This window comes from Streptomyces sp. NRRL F-525, from assembly GCF_000716605.1.
GTDB lineage: Bacteria > Actinomycetota > Actinomycetes > Streptomycetales > Streptomycetaceae > Streptomyces.
Window position 1 is genome coordinate 84,683 of record NZ_JNXE01000016.1, and the last position, 18,501, is coordinate 103,183.

Below are 18,501 nucleotides of genomic sequence, written 5' to 3' on the forward strand. Positions count from 1 at the left end.
TACCTCGCACGGCCGCGCGGCCGGTCTTTCGAATACGAGTCCCGTTGGACAGGACCGGCCGCGGTCGGCCCTCCGAATGACCTGGCATGGGGGAGCCGAGTCGGGCGGTTCGGGAGGGCCGGCCGCGGCCGGGGCTCGGGGTGTCAGACCGCTTCGGCGGTCTCCGGCAGCTCGATCGCGAGCCGGTCGGTGAGGTCGACGACTTCGGCCAGTTCACCGAAGTCGCGGACCGCCGTGTCGACGGTCTTTCGGATACGAGTGTTGACGCGCTCGGAGCGCACCTTCTTGGCGACGGTCATCGCCTCCGTCGCCAGCACCGCGCTCTGCTCGGGCTCCCGCCGCAGCAGGTGCACGGTGGCCATGCCGATGAGATTGAGTGCGTACGACCGCTGGTGCACCTCGTCCTTGGCGAAGAGGTCCACCGCCCGCTGCATGACGGGCTCGGCCAGCGAGGCGTAGGCCGGGCTGCGGCCGGCGACGTAGGCGAGGTCGCGATAGGAGTGCGAGTTCTCGCCGTACAGCTCGGCCTCGGAGAAGAAACGGATCCAGTCCGGGTCCGGGTCGTCCCAGTCGTGTACGTCCCCGAAGGTGTCCTCGGCCATCCGGACGGCCCGCTTGCACTTCCCGGGCTGCCCCATGTTGGCGTAGGCGCGGGCCTCCATCGCATACAGCATCGACTGGGTCCGCGGGCTCGCGCAGTCCCGGCTGCCGTACTGCGCGAGGTGGATCAGCTCCAACGCGTCGTCGGGCCGCCCGAGATGAATCATCTGCCGGCTCATGCTGGACAGCACATACGACCCGAGCGGCTTGTCGCCCGCCTCCTTGGCGGCGTGCAGCGCGAGGACGAAGTACTTCTGGGCGGTGGGCTGGAGCCCCACGTCGTACGACATCCACCCGGCCAGCTCGGCGAGTTCGGCGGCGACCTTGAACAACTTCCGCGTGGTGGCCTCGGGTTGGGGCTCCTGCAGCAGGTCGGTCACCTCGTGCAGCTGCCCTACGACCGCCTTGCGGCGCAGGCCGCCGCCGCACTGGGCGTCCCACTTGCGGAACATCGCGGTGGTGGACTCCAGCAGCTCCAACTCGGGCCGGGACAGCCGCCCGACGTGCCGGGAGGCGCTCACCGGCTCGGGCTCCGGCTGGTGGGCCGAGGGGCCGGGGACGAGCCAGCGCTGCATGGGCTCGATGAGGGACGGCCCCGCCGACAGGGCCAGCGAGGCCCCGAGGAAGCCGCGGCGGGCCAGCATGAGGTCGCTGCGGGAGAACTCGCTGAGCAGGGCCACCGTCTGCGGGGCCGTCCACGGCAGGTCGACGCCGGACACGGAGGGTGCCTGGCGGGCCGCGCGCAGGCCCAGGTCCTCGACCGAGACGACACAGCCGAAGCGCTCGGAGAACAGCTCCGAGAGGATCCTCGGGATCGGCTCGCGCGGGTTCTCGCCGTCCAGCCAGCGGCGCACGCGCGAGGTGTCCGTGGAGATGTGGTTGGCCCCCAACTGCCGTGCCCTGCGGTTCACTTGACGCGCCAGCTCACCCTTGGACCAGCCGCTGCGCACGAACCACGAGCCGAGCAGCTCATTGGGGCGCTTCTCCGTACTGGCCGCGGTTGTCCCGCTTCCGCCGTTGCCGCCCACTGGAACGCCCCCATCCCTGGAACCACTTGTCGCCGCTGTGCGCCAAGCCCTATCAGAATGCCGGTAAATACGGCTTCCCGTCCCGCACTTGTCACCCTTCGAACGAGATGACGAGTTGCCTCCGGCATACCCACAAGCGCATGTGCCCCGAGGACTTGTGCACTCAAAGTAATCCTACGATCACCCGTCCAGCCACGGCGATCGCGGAAACGCCACCATTCGCCACCCCTTCGAATGAACCTACAGTTGCCCGCGCACGATTCACTTGACATAGGACGGCCGAAGGTGGGCGCAGCGGTGCACGCAGGGGCGCGCACCGTCGGGCACACCACCCGAGGCACTCCCGGACGCTGCCTGGACCACGCGGCGCGGGGCAGGCGTGAACACAGAGTGACGACACGCATCCGTCTCGTAACCACCGGTGCGTTGGACCCGTTGGAGGGGGCATGGGCTTCACGATCGGCAGCAGCCGGACCATCCGCGACATCCGGTCCGGCACGCGCCGCCGCGGCCGCGCGTCGGAGTGCACAGCGGTGGCCGAGTTCACCGGCCTCTGGGGCTGGGACGTGGTCGCCGGCGCACGGGCCGCGGGCGGCGCGTGTTCCTGCGGCGACACCAAGTGCCCCGCGCCGGGCGCACATCCACTGACCTTCGCCCCGGAAGTACGGGCCGGCGCGACCCTCGACGAAGTCACCGACGCCTGGGCCGAGTTGCCGGGCGCCGCGATCATGCTGCCGGTCGGCCGCGCGTTCGACGTGATCGAGGTGGCCGAACCCGCGGGCCGCCGCGCACTGGCCCGCCTGGAGCGCATGGGCCTCCCGCTCGGCCCGGTCGCGGCGACCCCCGACCACCGCGCCCACTTCTTCGTCGCCCCCGGCGCCGCCGCCGAACTCCCCTCCCTCCTCTACCGCATGGGCTGGGACGACCCCACCTCCCTCGACCTCCGAGGCCTGGGCCCCGGCACCCACATCACCGCCCCACCCTCGGACCGAGGAGGTTTGGGCCCGGTCCACTGGCTCCGCTCCCCCGCCCTCGACTCAGCCACCAAACCCCCGGCCGCACGGCTCCTGTTGGGGACGCTGGCATACGTGGCACACAGGTCGCGCGCATAGGCCGTAGAACGACGAAGTGCCCTTCTCCAGCTTGGAGAAGGGCACTTCAGCGCCTCGTAAGGGGCGCGGGGAACTGCGCGACCAGCCCCCACCGACGCGCGGCCAAAAGAACCGCCCAACCCGCGGAGCGTCAGTCGCCGATAAGGGCGTCAACAAACGCCTCCGCATCGAACGGCGCCAGATCATCCGCGCCCTCACCAAGCCCGATCAGCTTGACCGGAACACCCAGTTCACGCTGAACGGCGATCACGATGCCCCCCTTGGCCGTGCCGTCCAACTTCGTCAGCACGATCCCGGTGATGTCGACGACCTCGGCGAAGACCCGCGCCTGCACAAGCCCGTTCTGCCCGGTCGTCGCGTCGAGCACCAGCAGCACCTCATCAAGCGGCGCATGCTTCTCGACAACCCGCTTGACCTTCCCCAGCTCATCCATGAGCCCGGTCTTCGTGTGCAACCGCCCGGCCGTGTCGATGAGGACGACATCGACCCCCATCTCCTTGCCCTCCTTCACCGCGTCGAACGCGACGGAGGCGGGATCCCCGGCCTCGGGCCCCCGCACGGTGTGCGCACCGACCCGCTCCCCCCAGGTCTGCAACTGATCGGCGGCAGCGGCCCGGAACGTGTCGGCGGCACCGAGCACGACACTCCGCCCGTCGGCCACGAGGACCCGGGCGAGCTTCCCGGTGGTGGTGGTCTTGCCGGTGCCGTTGACCCCGACAACCATCACGATGCCCGGCTTGCGATCCTCCGGCTCGGTCTTCACGGTCCGGTCGACATCCGTGCCGACCAGCTTGAGCAGCTCCTCGCGCAGCAGCGTGCGCAGCTCCTGCGGGGTCCGGGTGCCGAGCACCTTCACGCGGGCGCGCAGCCCGTCGACGAGTTCCTGGGTGGGAGCCACGCCGACATCGGCGGTGAGGAGGATGTCCTCGATCTCCTCCCAGGTGTCCTCGTCGAGGTGCTCGCGCGACAGGAGCGTGAGCAGCCCCTTGCCGAGCGCGTTCTGCGAGCGGGAGAGCCGCGAACGCAGCCGGACGAGCCGGCCTGCGGTGGGCTCGGGGACATCCAGTACGGGGACGTCCAGTACAGGGGGTTCCTCGACGGCGACCGGGGCCGAGCCGTCGGGGAGATCCACCTCCTCTATCGTCCGGCGCGCTTCGTCGCGCGGGGTCTCGGCCTCGTCGCCGACGTGCGGCTCGGCCGGCGGGGCGGTGATGTCGGGCACGGAGGTGGGCGGCGGGGGCAGCGGCTTCTTGCGCCGGCTGCCGACGACGAGCCCGCCGAGCGCACCGAGCACGACCACGGCGATGACTACAGCAAGGATGACGGTTTCCATAACCCACCCAGTATCAGCCATGGGTCTCGCCGGGGCCCAGCGCGGGCGCGCCCGGACCTCGCACGCGCCGAGCCCGGAGCCCCGGAAGCCGCTAGTCACACCCATGGCCATCTGACGTACCGTCAGCTACCGTCCCCCACCACGCACGACCCCGCCACACCCGAAGGGGGACCTCCCATGCCCGTCTCGGTCGTACGCTTCAACCTCGTCGAACCCGGCGCCACCCCCGCCTCGCTGAGCGCCCGCTACCGGGCCGCCCTGGAGATGGCCGCGTACGCCGACGAGCACGGGATCACCACCGTGCAGACGGAGGAGCACCACGGCGTGGCCAACAACTGGCTGCCCTCGCCCTTCGCCTTCGCGGGCGCGGTGTTCGGCGCGACCCGGCACATCGCGGTGACCGTCTCGGCGGTCATCGGCCCGCTGCACGACCCGCTGCGGCTGGCCGAGGACATCGCCGTACTCGACCTGCTGAGCGGCGGCCGCCTGGTGACCGTGGCCGGGATCGGGTACCGGCCCGAGGAGTACGCGCAGTTCGACGTGGACTGGAAGCGCCGGGGCAGGCTCCAGGACGAGCTGCTGGAGACGGTGCTGAAGGCGTGGTCCGGCGAGGAGTTCGAGTACCGCGGCCGTACGGTACGGGTCACCCCGCGCCCCTTCTCCGACCCGCACCCCCTGCTGCTGGTCGGCGGTTCCTCGAAGGCCGCCGCCCGCCGTGCCGCGCGGCTTGGTCTGCCCTTCTTCCCCAGCGCGCACCTGCCCGACCTGGAGGCGTACTACAAGGACCGGCTCGTCGAGTACGGCACCGAGGGCTGGACCATGATGCCGGGGGCCGAGACCCCGCTGCTGCACATCGCCGAGGACCCGGACCGGGCCTGGGCCGAGTACGGGGCGCACTTCCTGCACGAGGCGCGGACGTACGCCTCCTGGCAGTCCGGGGACATCCGCTCGGCGGTGAAATCGGGGGCCACGACCGTGGCGGAGCTGCGCGCGGAGGGCGTCTACCGCATCCTCACGCCGGACGAGTGTGTGGCGCTGGGGCTCGACAACCTCGTCCTGCATCCGCTGTCGGGCGGGATGCCGGTGGACGAGGGGTGGCGCAGCCTGCGGCTGTTCGCGGAGCGGGTGCTGCCGCGGCTCGGGGAGTGACGCCGATCCGGAGAGTGACCTTTACCCGCAACCGGTGGACCGGCCGGTCGACCGGTGGTCCACTGCGGTCATGACCTTGGCTGTGGATGTGTTCCTGCGTGACGCGGACGGCCAGTGGAACGTGCTCGACGTTCCGGAGGGGTGCAACGACTCGGCCGGCTTCGAGAACTGGCGCGAGACCGTGTGGGGTTCGGCGCCCGTGCGCGCGCTGGGCTGCGTGTACCTCCCCGTGCTGGCCTCCAGCGACCTGTACGTCGAGGCCGCGGACGTACCGGAGTTCCTGCGCGAGCTGGCGTTGCTGCGGGAGCATCTGGAGGCCGTCGCCGCGGCGGTCGGGGAGCGTCCCGACCTGGTCGAGAGCCGCCTGGACAACATCGAAGCCGCCGCTCTCCGGGCCCGGGAGATCGGCGGCGGCGTCCTCATCTGGTGACTGAGGGGTGGTTTCGGGGAGACGGGCGGCGGGGGATGGAGCCCGTCTCCCCGAGCTTGCGGGGCCCCGGCTCACGGGGCCCGGTTCTTAGTGGGCCTGGTTCTTGGGGGGCCTGGTTCTTGGGGCCGGTCAGCCCATGTCCTCCAGCCTCTTGCCCTTCGTCTCCTTCACGAACTTCAGGACGAACGGGATGGAGAGCGCGGCGAAGACCGTGTAGATCACGTAGGTCGCGGAGAGGTTCCAGTCGGCCAGCGACGGGAAGCTCGCGGTGATGGCCCAGTTGGCGATCCACTGCGCGGAGGCGGCGACGCCGAGGGCGGCGGCGCGGATCCGGTTCGGGAACATCTCGCCGAGGAAGACCCAGACCACGACACCCCAGGACAGGGCGAAGAACAGGACGAAGACGTGGGCCGCGATCAGCGCGGTCCAGCCCTGCGCGGAGGGCAGCTTGCCGTCGACCAGGTGGTACGAGAAGGCCCAGGCCTCCAGCGCGAGACCGACGACCATGCCGACCGAACCGATGAGGGCCAGCGGCTTACGGCCGATGCGGTCCACGAAGATCATGGCGATCACGGTGCCGATGATGTTCACGATCGACGTGGTGAAGGAGTAGAAGAACGACTGCGTCGGGTCGACGCCGACGGACTGCCACAGCGTCGAGGAGTAGTAGAACGCGACGTTGATGCCGACGAGCTGCTGGAAGGCCGAGAGGCCGATGCCGACCCAGACGATCGGCTTGAAGAAGAAGCCGCCACCGCCGAGCAGGTCCTTGAAGGTCGACTTGTGCTCGCTCTTCATCGCGTGCTCGATCTCGGCGACGCGGGCGTCCAGGTCGACGTCGTCGCCCTCGACCTCACGCAGTACCTCGTGCGCGCGGGTCAGCTTGCCCGCGGAGATCAGGAAGCGCGGGGACTCGGGGATCGCGAAGGAGAGCAGGCCGTAGAGGACGGCCGGGATCACCATGACGCCGAGCATGACCTGCCAGGCCTCCAGGCCCATGAGCTTGCCGCGCTGGTCGCCGTCGGCGGCGTTCAGCAGGCCCCAGTTGACCAGCTGCGAGATCGCAATGCCGATGACGATCGCGGCCTGCTGGAAGGAGCCGAGCCGGCCGCGGTAGGCGGGCGGCGAGACCTCGGCGATGTAGGCCGGGCCGATGACGGAGGCCATGCCGATGGCGAAACCGCCGATGACCCGCCAGAAGGCGAGGTCCCAGAGCGCGAAGGGCAGCGCCGAACCGACGGCGCTGATCGTGAACAGCACGGCGGAGATCTGCATACAGCGGATACGGCCGATGCGGTCGGCTATCCGGCCGGCGGTCGCCGCGCCGATGGCACAGCCGATCAGGGCGATGGCGATGACCTGCGCCAGGACCGTCGAGCCCACGTCGTAGCGGTCGCGGATCGCCTCGACGGCACCGTTGATCACGGAACTGTCGTAGCCGAAGAGGAAGCCGCCCATCGCGGCCGCCGCCGCGATGAAGATGACGTGCGCGAGATGTTCGGGATGAGCCGACCCGGCTCCTGACTGAGGTGCCTGCGCAGTGCTGGTCACGTGTAACTCCTGAGGCCACCGGCGTCGCTGCCGGGGTGGGGGGGCGACCCTTCCAGTGGCGCACAGCTTCCCGCTGCCCACCACCTGAAGGTAAAAGCAACGTTGCAGAGACTATGCCTTCAAGTTTCGAAGTCAATAGGGGGTCCCCTGTGAAATCCAACCCCACAGGTGACAGCCGTACGTTCAAGACTTGAACGCGCGATGGAGATCTAGCGAAGGCGCTGCGAGATGACCTTCGACACTCCGTCGCCCTGCATGGAGACGCCGTACAACGCGTCGGCCACCTCCATCGTCCGCTTCTGGTGGGTGATCACGATCAGCTGCGAGGCCTCCTGGAGCTCCTGCATGATCCGGATCAGCCGCTGCAGGTTGGTGTCGTCGAGCGCCGCCTCGACCTCGTCCATCACATAGAACGGACTGGGCCGAGCCTTGAAGATCGACACCAGCAGCGCTACGGCGGTCAGGGACCGCTCCCCGCCGGAGAGCAGGGAGAGCCGCTTGACCTTCTTGCCGGGCGGGCGGGCCTCCACATCCACCCCCGTGGTCAGCATGTTGTCGGGGTCGGTCAGGATCAACCTGCCCTCGCCGCCCGGAAACAGTCGGCTGAAGACCCCCTCGAACTGCAGGGCCGTGTCCCGGTAGGCCTCGGTGAAGACCTGTTCGACGCGCTCGTCGACCTCCTTCACCACTTGAAGCAGGTCGGCGCGGGTCTTCTTCAGGTCCTCCAGCTGCTCGCTGAGGAACTTGTGCCGCTCCTCCAGCGCCGCGAACTCCTCCAGCGCGAGCGGGTTCACCTTTCCCAGCTGCTGGTACGCCCGTTCGGCTGACTTGAGCCGCTTCTCCTGCTCGGCGCGGTGGAACGTACGGGGCTGGTTGCGGGGGTCCTCCGGATCATCGGGCAGCACCTCGCCCTCGGCGGCGAGCGAGGGCGGCACGAGCTGATGCGGCCCGTACTCCTCGACGAGCCCCGAGGGCTCCACCCCCAGCTCCTCCAGCGCCTTGGTCTCCAGCTGCTCGATCCGCATCCGCTTCTCGGCCCCGAGCACTTCCCCCCGGTGCACGGAGTCGGTGAGCTTGTCGAGCTCGCCCTTGAGGTCACGCCCCTGGTTCCGGGCAGCGGCCAACTCCTGCTCGCGGCGCGCCTTGGCGGCGTCGGCGGCGGTGCGTTCGTCGTCGGCGCGGGCGAGGGAGATCTCGACGTGCGCGAGCAACTGCCGCGCCCCGAAGGCAACGGCTTCGGCTACGGCGGCCTCATGCCTCAGCCGCGCCAACCGCTGCTCGGCCCGCGCCCGTGCCTCCCGCTCCGCTCGGGCACCGCGGTCGAGGGAGTCCGCGCGCCCTGCAAGCCCCTTGACCCGCTCCTCATGCGTACGGACCTGAAGCCGCGCCTCCATCTCGGTCTGCCGAGCGTTGGCCCCATCGGCGGCAAGCCGATCCCGCACGGAGGTGTCAGGCTCTTCCTCGACCGGCATCTCCTCAGCGACAGCAAGCCGTTCAGCGAGGACTTCAGCCTCTTCTACGGCCTTGTCGAGGGCGTCCTGTGCCCGTGCCGCCGCCGCGGTCGATCGCTCGGCCTCTCCGGCGGCGCCGCGTGCCTGCCCGGCCAGGCGTCCCAACTGCTGTGCCACGGCCGACTTCTCGCGCTCCGCGGCTCGGCGGCGCTCCCCCAACTCCTCGACCAGCGCGGCGACTTCCTTGCGGCGCTCACCTGCGGTCTGCTGGGCTTCGGCCAACTCCTCGCAGCGGACGGCCAGTTCTTCGAGTTCGGCTGCGGCTTCGTCTACGGAGGCCTGGACTTCGAGGAGGCTGGGGGCGCCTGCGGAGCCGCCGTGGGCGAAGTGGGCGCCGAGCAGGTCGCCTTCGGCGGTGACCGCGGTCAACTCGGGGTGGGTGTATACGAGTTGCTCGGCGTCTTCGAGGGTGTCTACTACGACGTAGTTGTGGAGGAGTCTGCGGACTGCGGGCATGAGTTCGGCGGGGGCGCGGACGAAATCGGCGGCGAAAGGTTGTCTGTTGTCTGCGGGCTCGTCGTGGCTGGTCGCGCCGTTCCCCGCGCCCCTTAGGGGTGTGTTCGTGCCCGGTGTTGGATCGTCCGGGGCTCCTGCCAACAGCAGTGCCGCCCTGCCGCCGTCCTGCTTGCGCAGCAGGCGGATTGCGTCTGCCGCCGATGCTGGAGTTGTCACGGCGATCGCGTCCGCCGCCGCGCCGAAGGCTGCCGCAAGGGCTACCTCGTGGCCGGGGGTCACCGTCAACAGCTCCGCCGCTGGACCCAGGATTCCGGTGAGGCGGTCACGGGCGCCCAGCAGTATCCCGGTGCCGTCCTTCCGCCGTAGGCCCAGCGCCAGTGCCTCGTGGCGGGCCTGGGTGGCGGCCCGCTTGCGTTCGACTGTCGTGGCTGCTTCCCGGGCCGCCGTCAACGTGGTCTCTGCCTCGGACAGTTGGCGCTTGAGTTCCTCGTGCTGGTCGGAGAGTTCCGCGTCGCCTGCGTCCAAGCCGTCGACCTCGGACTGGAGTGCCTCGTACTCCTCCTGTGCGGTGACCGCTCGTTCCTGGGCCTCGTCGCGGGCGGAGGCGAGGCGGTCGATCTCGGCCTGGGCGGAGGCCGCGCGTGAACGGGCCGCGTTGACCTGGCCGTTGAGGCGGGCGAGGCCCTCGCGGCGGTCGGCGATGGAACGGGCCACGTCCTTCAGGCGGCGTTCCTCGGCCGTCAACTCCCGCTCCAGTTCGGAGCGGTGGGCGACCGTGTCCTCCAAGGCGTGCTCGGCCGCCTCTAGGGCTGCTTCGAGTTCGGCTTCTTGCTCGCGGATGCGGGCGGCCTCGCGCTCCATGTCCTCGGGGTCGCGGCCCCGCCGTTCCTCGGGCGGGGCCGAGGTGGCGCTCTTCACCCGGGCGTCGGCCAGCGAGATCGTGCCGCGTACCCGCTCGGCCAGCTGGGACAGCTCGTACCAGGTCTGCTGGGCGCGCTGGAGGCGCGGGGTGAGCTGCCGTACCTCGTCCTCCAGGAGCCCTTCGCGCTGGACCGCCTTGCGCAGCTCCTGCTCGGCGGCCTCCTTGCGTTCCTTCAGCGCGGCCTCGTCGGCGATCTCTGTGTTCAGCGCCTGGCGCAGTCGTACGAGATCGTCGGCGAGCAGGCGGAGGCGGGCGTCGCGGAGGTCGGCCTGGATGACGGCCGCGCGGCGGGCGACCGCTGCCTGGCGGCCCAAGGGCTTGAGCTGGCGGCGGAGTTCGTCCGTCAGGTCCTGCACGCGCGCGAGGTTGGCCTGCATCGCGTCCAGTTTGCGGAGCGCCTTCTCCTTGCGCTTGCGGTGCTTGAGGACCCCGGCCGCCTCCTCGATGAAGGCGCGGCGGCCCATGGGGTCGGCGTGCAGCACGGAGTCGAGCTGGCCCTGGCCGACGATGACGTGCATCTCGCGGCCGATGCCGGAGTCGGAGAGGAGTTCCTGGATGTCGAGGAGGCGACACGTGTCGCCGTTGATCTGGTACTCGCTGCCGCCGTTGCGGAACATGATCCGCGTGATGGTGACCTCGGCGTACTCGATGGGCAGTGCCCCGTCGGAGTTGTCGATGGTGAGAGACACCTCGGCGCGGCCCAGCGGGGGGCGGCCGGTGGTGCCGGCGAAGATGACGTCCTCCATCTTGCCGCCGCGCAGCGACTTGGCGCCCTGTTCGCCCATGACCCAGCTGAGCGCGTCCACGACATTCGACTTGCCCGAGCCGTTCGGTCCGACCACGCACGTGATCCCCGGCTCGAACCGGAGCGTGGTCGCCGAGGCGAACGACTTGAACCCCCGCAGGGTCAGGGCCTTGAGGTGCACGCCGCTGGACTCTACCTTCCGCCGCTCGCTCTCTCCATGAACGTCCGGTTCCCCGCGGTTTCGCCCTTGAACGTGCAGGGCACACCAAACGTTAAAGAGGGTGGAGGCTTGCGGGGGAAAGAAAGAAGGGACGCCGAAGCGTCCCTTGCAAACTCTGACAACTTAGCGGTTGATACAGGGCGCTCAACCACTGCTTGTCATGTGGTGCGTCGCAGTGATCAGGTGAGCGCGGGCTCCGCCTGGCGTGCGTCGAGCTCGAGAAGCGAATCGTGAGTTGCGGCAGCCGTCAGCGCGTCGTTCTCGTCCTGGATCCGAACGAGCTCGGATTCCAGGTCCTGGACGCGTTGCTGGAGCCGTCGCATCTCGGCGAGGAGTCGCGGGTCGGAGCCGCCGACGTAACCGAGAAGCGCCTTTGCCATGATGGATGGTCCTCCACACTGAGTGACCGACCGAAGCGGTGTGGGTCGTGAGGGAATCGCACCCGCGATGCTTGACAGTCTTGGGTCTTGCTCTGCTGTTCTTCCATGCCAAACAGCTAAGGTGCGCGGGGCTTTCAGAGTCTCACCAAAAAGTTTGACGGTCAACACGATCACGCCCCGTATTGGCGGGCGACCCGGGGGCAGAGGGCCCTGACCGGGCGGCACTGCGACTCCTGCGGGGCCTCGCTGGGTGTGGCGATCATCCTTAGGTGCGGAGCCTGCCAGAGCGAGCCGTTCTTGGCAACCACCAGGCAGTTTCCGCTGCGGGCAGCTGCCGGTGGCATGTCCCTTCGCTTCCGCCAGGGCCCCTTTACACCGTTTCGCAGTTTGTGCTCAGCGGATCGCGAAGCCGTCGTAGCCGCCGCGAGGTGTGTCCCAGATCTCGGTGACGCCATCCACGCGCCCGGGCGTGTCGTACCCCTGGAGCCAGTCGAGGAGTCCTTGGCAGCCCTCGCGTGATCCCTCTGCGACCACTTGGACGCGTCCGTCGCCCAAATTGAGAGCAAAACCACTCAGGCCCCCGATCTCCAGAGCCTTGGCACGGGTAAACCACCGAAAACCCACACCTTGCACACGCCCTCGCACCCAGGCGACCATCCGCACATCCTCGCTCATGGCTGCAACCTAACCGGCCAAAACCTCTCTGGGCACTTGCTCCCCTCGCGCCATGCGGTACCGTCCGCCCCAATGAATCTCATATGAAACTCACTCGATCGAGTGAGCTGGGTCACCGCACGGACGAGTTGACCGCAAGGACGAAAGGCAAGGACATGGGACGCCACCGACGCTCCGCCGCCGGCCGCGCCGCCACGAGCCGCGCCACGGGGGTCACAGAGACGCACGGCTCATACACGAGCGGCTACGACCCGCATGACTCGTACGACTGGAACGACCACTCCGACCGGAACGACCGCTTCGCCTGGAACCCGGCCGACGGCTCGACGATCGGCATGGCGCCCTATCTCCACCCGGAGGGCCCCGCCGAGTTCCACCAGACCCACGTGAACCACCAGGGCCCCGCTGACCACCGGGTCCGCCAGGTCCACGCGAACGGCGACGAGGTGCCGCCGAAGAGCGAGGCCCGCCTGAAGGCCGAGAGCCGCCTCAAGGCCGACTCCCGCCGCAAGAGCGAGGCCTATCTCTTCGCCACCGAGGAGGACTACGCCGTGGTCTTCCCCGAGGCGGCCGGCGCCACCGCCTCCCGGGGCGACGGCTCACGCCCGGGCCGCGGTCGCCGCCGTAAGCGCAAGACCGCGACGCCGGTCAAGACGGGCCTGCTCGGTGTCTCCGCCGCCGTCGCCATCGGCACGGTCGCGGTCGCCGCGGGTGCGATGCCGGGGCTGGACAACTACAAGCTCGGCGGCGGTGGCGGCTCGGACAAGGTGCAGGCGGCCGGTTCGCCGTCCAACTCGGCGACCGAGCAGGGCGGTACGTCCGGCAGCGCGGAGTCCCGCGACGACGGCTCCTCCACGAGCCGCGACGCGAACCGCGCGGCCTCCCCGTCGGCGGCTCCGACCAAGTCCGCCACCGCGCCCGCCACCAAGGCCCCGGCGAAGAAGCCGGCGGCCACCCCGACCGAGGAGCCGACGACCAAGGCCCCCTCGGCGAAGCCCACCACTCCGGCGCCCACACAGTCCGCCGAAGCACCGGTGACGGTCTCCACGGAGGCCGCAGCCGAGGCCGAGGTGCTCAAGCTCGTCAACGAACAGCGCGCGCTCGTCGGCTGCAGCCCGGTGGCCGCCAACAGCTCGCTGACCACCCTGGCCGAGAACTTCAGCACGCAGATGGCCGACGAGGACTTCTTCGACCACACCGACCCCAGCGGGGCCACCCCGTGGGACCGGGCGGAGAAGCTCGGCATCACCAACCTCGGCGGCGAGAACATCGCCCGCGGCCAGGCCGACGCGGCCGCGGTCATGGACGCCTGGATGAACAGCCCCGGCCACAAGGCCAACATCCTGAACTGCGACTTCAAGACCCTGGGCGTCGGTGTGCACTTCGGCACCGGCGGCCCCTGGTGGACGCAGGACTTCGGGTACTAGGACGAGCACGCCGACAGGGAGCACTAACCACCGGTTAGTGCTCCCTTTTGGTTAGCGCTGCGTTCGCGTACTCTGAGGAAATGGACACGACCCAGGAACGTACGGAGGAGCAGAACTTCCCGTACAACGTCTTCGCGAGGGCCTGCCCCTCCCGAGGCACCCTGGAGCACATCACGGGCCGCTGGGGCGGACTCACCCTGTGCGCGCTGCACGAGGGCTCGCTGCGCTTCAACGAACTGCGGCGCCGCGTCGACGGCGTCAGCGAGAAGATGCTCTCGCAGACCCTGCACGCCCTGGAGCGCGACGGCCTGGTCCACCGCGAGGCCCAGCCGACCAACCCACCGCGCGTGGACTACGAGTTGACCCCGCTGGGACACGGCGTCGCCGAACGCCTCAAGGAACTCGTCGACTTCGTGGAGTCCCGCATGGACGACGTCCTCGCGGCCCTCACGCGCTACGACGAGACGCGCGCCGGCCTCTAGACCCGCGGGATCCTCAAACCCGGGGCGCCTTCTGGCACTTGGGGCAGAAGTAGCTCGACCGGTTCATCCACGCCTGCCGCCTCATCGGCGTACCGCAGCGCCGGCACGGCAGACCCTCGCGGCCGTACGCGTCGAGCGAGCGGTCGAAGTAGCCCGACTCCCCGTTCACGTTGACGTACAGGCTGTCGAAGCTGGTGCCGCCCACGTCGAGGGCCGCGTTCATCACATCCCGTGCGTGGCCCAGGAGTTCGGCGGTGCGCGGGCGGGTGAAGGTCGCGGTCGGGCGTTCGTAGTGGACGCGGGCCCGCCAAAGGGCCTCGTCCGCATAGATGTTGCCGACTCCGCTGATCAACGACTGGTCGAGCAGGGCCCGTTTGATCGTCGTCCGCTTGCGGCGCAGCGACTGGTGGAACAACTCGTCGTCGAACAACGGGTCCAGGGGGTCACGCGCGATGTGCGCGATGACGTCCGGCAGCCCGTCCGGGGTGGTGTCGTGCAACGACAGCCCGCCGAAGGTGCGTTGGTCGACGAAGCGGAGTTCGGTACCGAGAGCGTCGGCGAAGCGGACCCGGATGCGCAGGTGCTTCTCGTCGGGGAACTCGTGCTGCTGGACCAGGAGTTGACCACTCATCCCGAGGTGCGCGAGCACCGCCTGGTGGGTGTCCTCCAGCGGCAGCCACAGATACTTGCCGCGCCTGCTCGGCGTACCGATCCGGTGCCCCTTGAGCCGGTGCGCGAAGTCGTCGGCGCCGGCGACATGACGTCGTACCGCACGCGGATGCAGTACCTCGGCGTCGGCGACGGTGCGCTGGGCGACCCACCGCTCCAGACCGCGCCGGACGACCTCGACCTCGGGCAACTCGGGCATGGCATCCCCTGTGACGACGAGTGAATGAGCCGAGCGCCCGCCCCGGTGCGGGGACGGGCGCTCGGGTCGCGCTGTTCGGTCAGGCGGACGCCGACGACGTGTCGGTGTTCTCCTCGGCAGGCTGCTCAGCGGCCTCGGCGGCGGTCTCGACGGCCTGTTGTTCGGCCGCCTCCTTCGCCTTCTCGGCTCGCTCGTCCGCGTCGGCCCGGATGGACCGCCAGGCGGACTCGGCGGCCTGCTGCTCCGCCTCCTTCTTGCTGCGGCCGGTGCCGGTGCCGTACGAGACGCCTCCGACGCGGGCGGCAGCAGTGAAGGTCTTCTCGTGATCGGGGCCGGTCTCCGTGACCAGGTACTCGGGAACACCGAGCCCCTCGGTCGCGGTGAGCTCCTGGAGACTGGTCTTCCAGTCCAGGCCGGCACCGAGGTTCGAGGACTTCTCGATGAGCGGGTCGAACAGGCGGTGCACCAGTTCGGAGGCCGCGTCGAGGCCCTGGTCGAGATAGACCGCGCCGATCACCGCTTCCAGGGTGTCGGCGAGGATGGACGCCTTGTCCCGGCCCCCCGTGCCCTCTTCACCCCGGCCGAGCCGGATGAAGGAGCCGAGTTCCAGACCGCGACCGACCTCCGCCAGCGCACGAGAATTGACCACCGCGGCCCGCAGCTTGGCCAGTTGGCCTTCGGGCAGGTCGGGGTGGGTGGTGTACAGCGTGTCCGTGACGACGAGGCCGAGCACGGAGTCCCCGAGGAACTCCAGCCGCTCGTTCGTCGGCAGACCGCCGTTCTCGTACGCGTACGAACGGTGGGTCAGCGCACGCACCAGAAGGGCGGACTCGAGGTGATACCCGAGCCGCCCTTCCAACAGCGTGTGGGACGAGGCTGTGTCCGCGTGTTTCTTGGCGACTGAGTCGGCCTTGACGTCAGACATGGTGCCTCTCACCAGCCGCTCAGACCTCGAGGACCTGGCGCTTGTTGTACGTGCCGCAAGAAGGGCACGCGATGTGCTGCTGCTTGGGCTCGTGGCAGCGCTCGCACGCAACCAGAGGGGTGACCGCAGCCTTCCACTGCGACCGGCGGTGGCGCGTGTTGCTGCGCGACATCTTCCGCTTCGGAACAGCCACGGCTACTTCTCCTGCTTCTCGTTGGCGCGCGCCGGTCGGGGCGCTTCGCCACTGATCTCGTCCTTCTCGCCGTCTTCGAGTGAACCGGCGAGTCCCTGCAGTGCCGCCCAACGGATGTCGACGGCGTCATGGTGGTGGTCCGGGTCGTCCGTGAGCCGTACCCCGCACTCGGAGCACAGGCCCAGACAGTCGTCCTGGCACACCGGCTGCATCGGCAGTGCGAGCACCACCGCATCGCGCAGCACGGATTCGAGGTCGAACAAGCCGTCCTCGATGAAGAGCCTGTCCTCGTCTTCCTCGGCGTCGTCGACCGGTTCCGCTTTCACACGGCCACGGTCGTCGGCGTCAGGGTACGAGAACATCTCCTGGAAGTCCGCTTCGAGCGACAGCTCAAGCGGCTCCAGACACCTTACGCACTCCCCCTTGGCCGTTGCACGGGCGGTGCCTGTGACAAGCACCCCTTCCATGACCGACTCAAGGCGGAGGTCGAGCTCCACCGGGGCGCCTTCCGGCACTCCGATGACTCCCTGGATCCCGAGATCCTTGGGAGCGTCGATCGAACGGTTCAGGCGCTGCAGCGCACCAGGACGCCGACCCAGCTCGTGAGTGTCGAACACGAGAGGGTTGCGGTGGTCGAGGCGGGCGTTCAGAGCCATCCCTGTCTTTCGGTCTGCTGAGCTCATGGGACGCTGCCCTTCGGTGCTTCCGGGCAGCGGTGATCGCGGACGTACACGCGACCGAAGAGCCAGGATACTGGACCTTTCGCTCACGGCCCAATCCGGTGTGCGCTCTCGGCCACCGGCCCGGATCGCTACAGGCCGCGCCCCTGCTCGTAGGCCCGCAGCTGCTCGGCGCTGATCATGCCGGTGTCGAAGAGGCTGGTCTCGTCGAGCGCGTAGCCCTGCTGACCCTGGTTCTGCTGCGGGTCGAGCTGGGCCTGCTGCAGCTGGTTCGGGTCGTACACGGGCTGCTGGCCGGTGTCGTAGCCCTGGTAGGCGTAGGGGTCGGCCTGCTGGTACCCGTAGGGGTCCTGCTGCTGGGGCTGGGCGTAACCCTGCTGCTGGTAGCCGTACGGGTCCTGCTGCTGGGCGGTCTGCTGGTAGTCGTAGGCCGCCTGCGGGGCGTAGTCCTGCTGCTCGGGCTGGAGCGGGGTGGCCGAGACCGGGGTGTCCGTGACGGTCGCGAGGTCGGCGAGGTAGTCGGCGTCGCTGGTGTGCTGGACCTGGTTGCCGTCGTCGTCGAGGGAGAGGGCGCCGAGATCGTCGCTGGCGATCCGCCCGTGCAGCTTCTGCCGGCCCTTCCCTACGGCCTCCAGGGTCTTGGCGAGCACCGCCTCGAAGGCGCCGAGCTTGACGTCCACGTACGCGTCGGCGTCGCGGCGCAGGGTCTCCGGGTCGTGGCTGCGCTCGGGGGCGTCCTCGTCCTCGTAGCCCTGGTCGTCGATGCCGGGGCCGGTACCGAGCAGCTTCTCGCGGCCTCGCCCCACCGACCCGAGGGTCTTGGTGAGGACGACCTCGAAGTTGGCGAGCTTGGAGTCGACGTAGTCGTCGGCCTCCGCGCGGACCTCCTCGGCCTCCTGGCGGGCCTCGGCGAGGATGCGGTCCGCCTCGTTCTGCGAGCGGCGGGCGACCTCGGTGTCGGAGATCAGCGAGCCGCGCTCGGCGTGCGCGGTCTGGATGATCCGCTCGGCCTCCTGGCGGGCCTGCTCGACCATCTCGTGCCGGCCGCCGATCAGCTCCTGCGCCTCCGCCAGCGAGTCCGGCAGGGCCGCGCGCACCTCTTCGAGCAGCGTGAGCAGCTCGGCGCGGTTGACCACGCACGAGGCCGACATGGGCATGGACCGGGCGCTGGAGACCGAGGCGACGATCTCGTCGAGCTTCTTCTGCACGTCCACCGTGTGCTCGCCACTCTCTACCGACGTGTTGGAGACGGACGGGTCGACTGTACGACCACTCCCGCCCCGCCCGACACCGGGTGACGCACTGTCAGTGCCTCAGCCCTGGCCGAGCCGCTCGTGGAGCGCTTCCAGGACGATCGGCGGCACCAGGTGGGAGATGTCGCCGCCCCACTGCGCGACCTCCTTGACCAGCGAGGACGACAGGAAGCTGTAGGTGGGGCTGGTCGGGATGAACAGGGTTTCGACGCCCGACAGTCCGTTGTTCATCTGGGCCATCTGGAGTTCGTAGTCGAAGTCGCTGACCGCGCGCAGGCCCTTGACGATGGCCGGGATGTCGCGCTGCTTGCAGAAGTCGACGAGCAGGCCGTGGTACGCCTCGACCTGGACGTTGCCGAACTCGGCGGTGACCTCGCCGATCAGCCCGATCCGCTCGTCGACGGTGAACATGCCCTTCTTCGACTGGTTGATCATCACGACGACGTGCACGACGTCGTACAGCCGGGAGGCACGGGCGATGATGTCGAGGTGTCCATTGGTGATGGGGTCGAACGACCCCGGACATACGGCGCGGCGCAACTGAGTTCCCTCGCTCTCCGG

The 18,501-nt window shown here is 69.3% G+C and carries 17 protein-coding genes; 5 read left to right on the forward strand and 12 right to left on the reverse strand.

Translation table 11 applies throughout. The annotated features are described in order from the left end of the window. Positions 1 to 143: 143 nt before the first annotated feature. The gene (locus tag OO69_RS23175) at positions 144 to 1,628 is read right to left on the reverse strand and encodes a hypothetical protein (protein WP_033282661.1); all 1,485 of its coding nucleotides are present in this window, start codon (positions 1,626 to 1,628) and stop codon (positions 144 to 146) included. 446 nt (positions 1,629 to 2,074) lie between these two features. Here OO69_RS23175 and OO69_RS23180 point away from each other — a divergent pair, with 446 nt between their 5' ends. Then, positions 2,075 to 2,740 (forward strand): bifunctional DNA primase/polymerase, encoded by a 666-nt coding sequence (locus tag OO69_RS23180; protein WP_033282662.1) that lies wholly within the window; start codon positions 2,075 to 2,077, stop codon positions 2,738 to 2,740. 130 nt (positions 2,741 to 2,870) lie between these two features. Here the strand turns inward: OO69_RS23180 and ftsY are convergent, their stop codons facing one another. After that, positions 2,871 to 4,073, reverse strand: coding sequence for a signal recognition particle-docking protein FtsY (ftsY, locus tag OO69_RS23185; protein ID WP_033282663.1), 1,203 nt, complete (start codon positions 4,071 to 4,073; stop codon positions 2,871 to 2,873). 177 nt (positions 4,074 to 4,250) lie between these two features. Between ftsY and OO69_RS23190 the strand changes: the two genes are divergently transcribed. Continuing rightward, complete coding sequence (locus OO69_RS23190) at positions 4,251 to 5,222, forward strand: LLM class flavin-dependent oxidoreductase (protein ID WP_033282664.1); 972 nt, start codon at positions 4,251 to 4,253, stop codon at positions 5,220 to 5,222. A 70-nt stretch (positions 5,223 to 5,292) separates the two neighbouring features. After that, positions 5,293 to 5,652, forward strand: a complete 360-nt coding sequence (locus tag OO69_RS23195) for a hypothetical protein (protein WP_234444509.1) — start codon at positions 5,293 to 5,295, stop codon at positions 5,650 to 5,652. A 129-nt stretch (positions 5,653 to 5,781) separates the two neighbouring features. Here the strand turns inward: OO69_RS23195 and OO69_RS23200 are convergent, their stop codons facing one another. From OO69_RS23200 to OO69_RS23215, 4 genes are all read right to left on the reverse strand, one after another. After that, positions 5,782 to 7,203: a sugar porter family MFS transporter gene (locus tag OO69_RS23200; RefSeq protein ID WP_033282666.1), complete on the reverse strand. Its 1,422-nt coding sequence runs from the start codon at positions 7,201 to 7,203 to the stop codon at positions 5,782 to 5,784. A 209-nt stretch (positions 7,204 to 7,412) separates the two neighbouring features. Next, complete coding sequence (gene smc / locus OO69_RS23205; protein WP_033282667.1) at positions 7,413 to 11,018, reverse strand: chromosome segregation protein SMC; 3,606 nt, start codon at positions 11,016 to 11,018, stop codon at positions 7,413 to 7,415. A 218-nt stretch (positions 11,019 to 11,236) separates the two neighbouring features. Beyond that, the gene (locus OO69_RS23210) at positions 11,237 to 11,437 is read right to left on the reverse strand and encodes a hypothetical protein (protein ID WP_033282668.1); all 201 of its coding nucleotides are present in this window, start codon (positions 11,435 to 11,437) and stop codon (positions 11,237 to 11,239) included. 393 nt (positions 11,438 to 11,830) lie between these two features. Beyond that, a complete protein-coding gene (locus OO69_RS23215; protein ID WP_051801162.1) occupies positions 11,831 to 12,112 on the reverse strand; it encodes an acylphosphatase in 282 nt (93 codons plus the stop codon). A 155-nt stretch (positions 12,113 to 12,267) separates the two neighbouring features. Between OO69_RS23215 and OO69_RS23220 the strand changes: the two genes are divergently transcribed. Next, on the forward strand, positions 12,268 to 13,539 hold the full coding sequence (locus OO69_RS23220; RefSeq protein ID WP_033282669.1) for a CAP domain-containing protein: 1,272 nt from the start codon (positions 12,268 to 12,270) through the stop codon (positions 13,537 to 13,539). Positions 13,540 to 13,619: 80 nt separating this feature from the next. After that, a complete protein-coding gene (locus OO69_RS23225; RefSeq protein WP_033282670.1) occupies positions 13,620 to 14,021 on the forward strand; it encodes a winged helix-turn-helix transcriptional regulator in 402 nt (133 codons plus the stop codon). A gap of 13 nt (positions 14,022 to 14,034) precedes the next feature. Here OO69_RS23225 and mutM read toward each other — a convergent pair whose 3' ends face one another. The 6 genes from mutM to coaD all read right to left on the reverse strand — a co-directional run bounded on the left by mutM (position 14,035) and on the right by coaD (position 18,480). Beyond that, positions 14,035 to 14,889, reverse strand: a complete 855-nt coding sequence (mutM, locus tag OO69_RS23230) for a bifunctional DNA-formamidopyrimidine glycosylase/DNA-(apurinic or apyrimidinic site) lyase (RefSeq protein WP_033282671.1) — start codon at positions 14,887 to 14,889, stop codon at positions 14,035 to 14,037. A gap of 79 nt (positions 14,890 to 14,968) precedes the next feature. Further along, positions 14,969 to 15,814, reverse strand: coding sequence for a ribonuclease III (gene rnc / locus OO69_RS23235; protein WP_033282672.1), 846 nt, complete (start codon positions 15,812 to 15,814; stop codon positions 14,969 to 14,971). 19 nt (positions 15,815 to 15,833) lie between these two features. Beyond that, on the reverse strand, positions 15,834 to 16,007 hold the full coding sequence (gene rpmF / locus OO69_RS23240; RefSeq protein ID WP_015657589.1) for a 50S ribosomal protein L32: 174 nt from the start codon (positions 16,005 to 16,007) through the stop codon (positions 15,834 to 15,836). Positions 16,008 to 16,009: 2 nt separating this feature from the next. Continuing rightward, a complete protein-coding gene (locus OO69_RS23245) occupies positions 16,010 to 16,663 on the reverse strand; it encodes a YceD family protein (protein ID WP_033282673.1) in 654 nt (217 codons plus the stop codon). A 155-nt stretch (positions 16,664 to 16,818) separates the two neighbouring features. Continuing rightward, positions 16,819 to 17,901: an ATP synthase F0 subunit B gene (locus tag OO69_RS23250; RefSeq protein WP_033282674.1), complete on the reverse strand. Its 1,083-nt coding sequence runs from the start codon at positions 17,899 to 17,901 to the stop codon at positions 16,819 to 16,821. A gap of 99 nt (positions 17,902 to 18,000) precedes the next feature. Next, a complete protein-coding gene (gene coaD / locus OO69_RS23255) occupies positions 18,001 to 18,480 on the reverse strand; it encodes a pantetheine-phosphate adenylyltransferase (protein WP_199811009.1) in 480 nt (159 codons plus the stop codon). Positions 18,481 to 18,501: the final 21 nt, after the last annotated feature.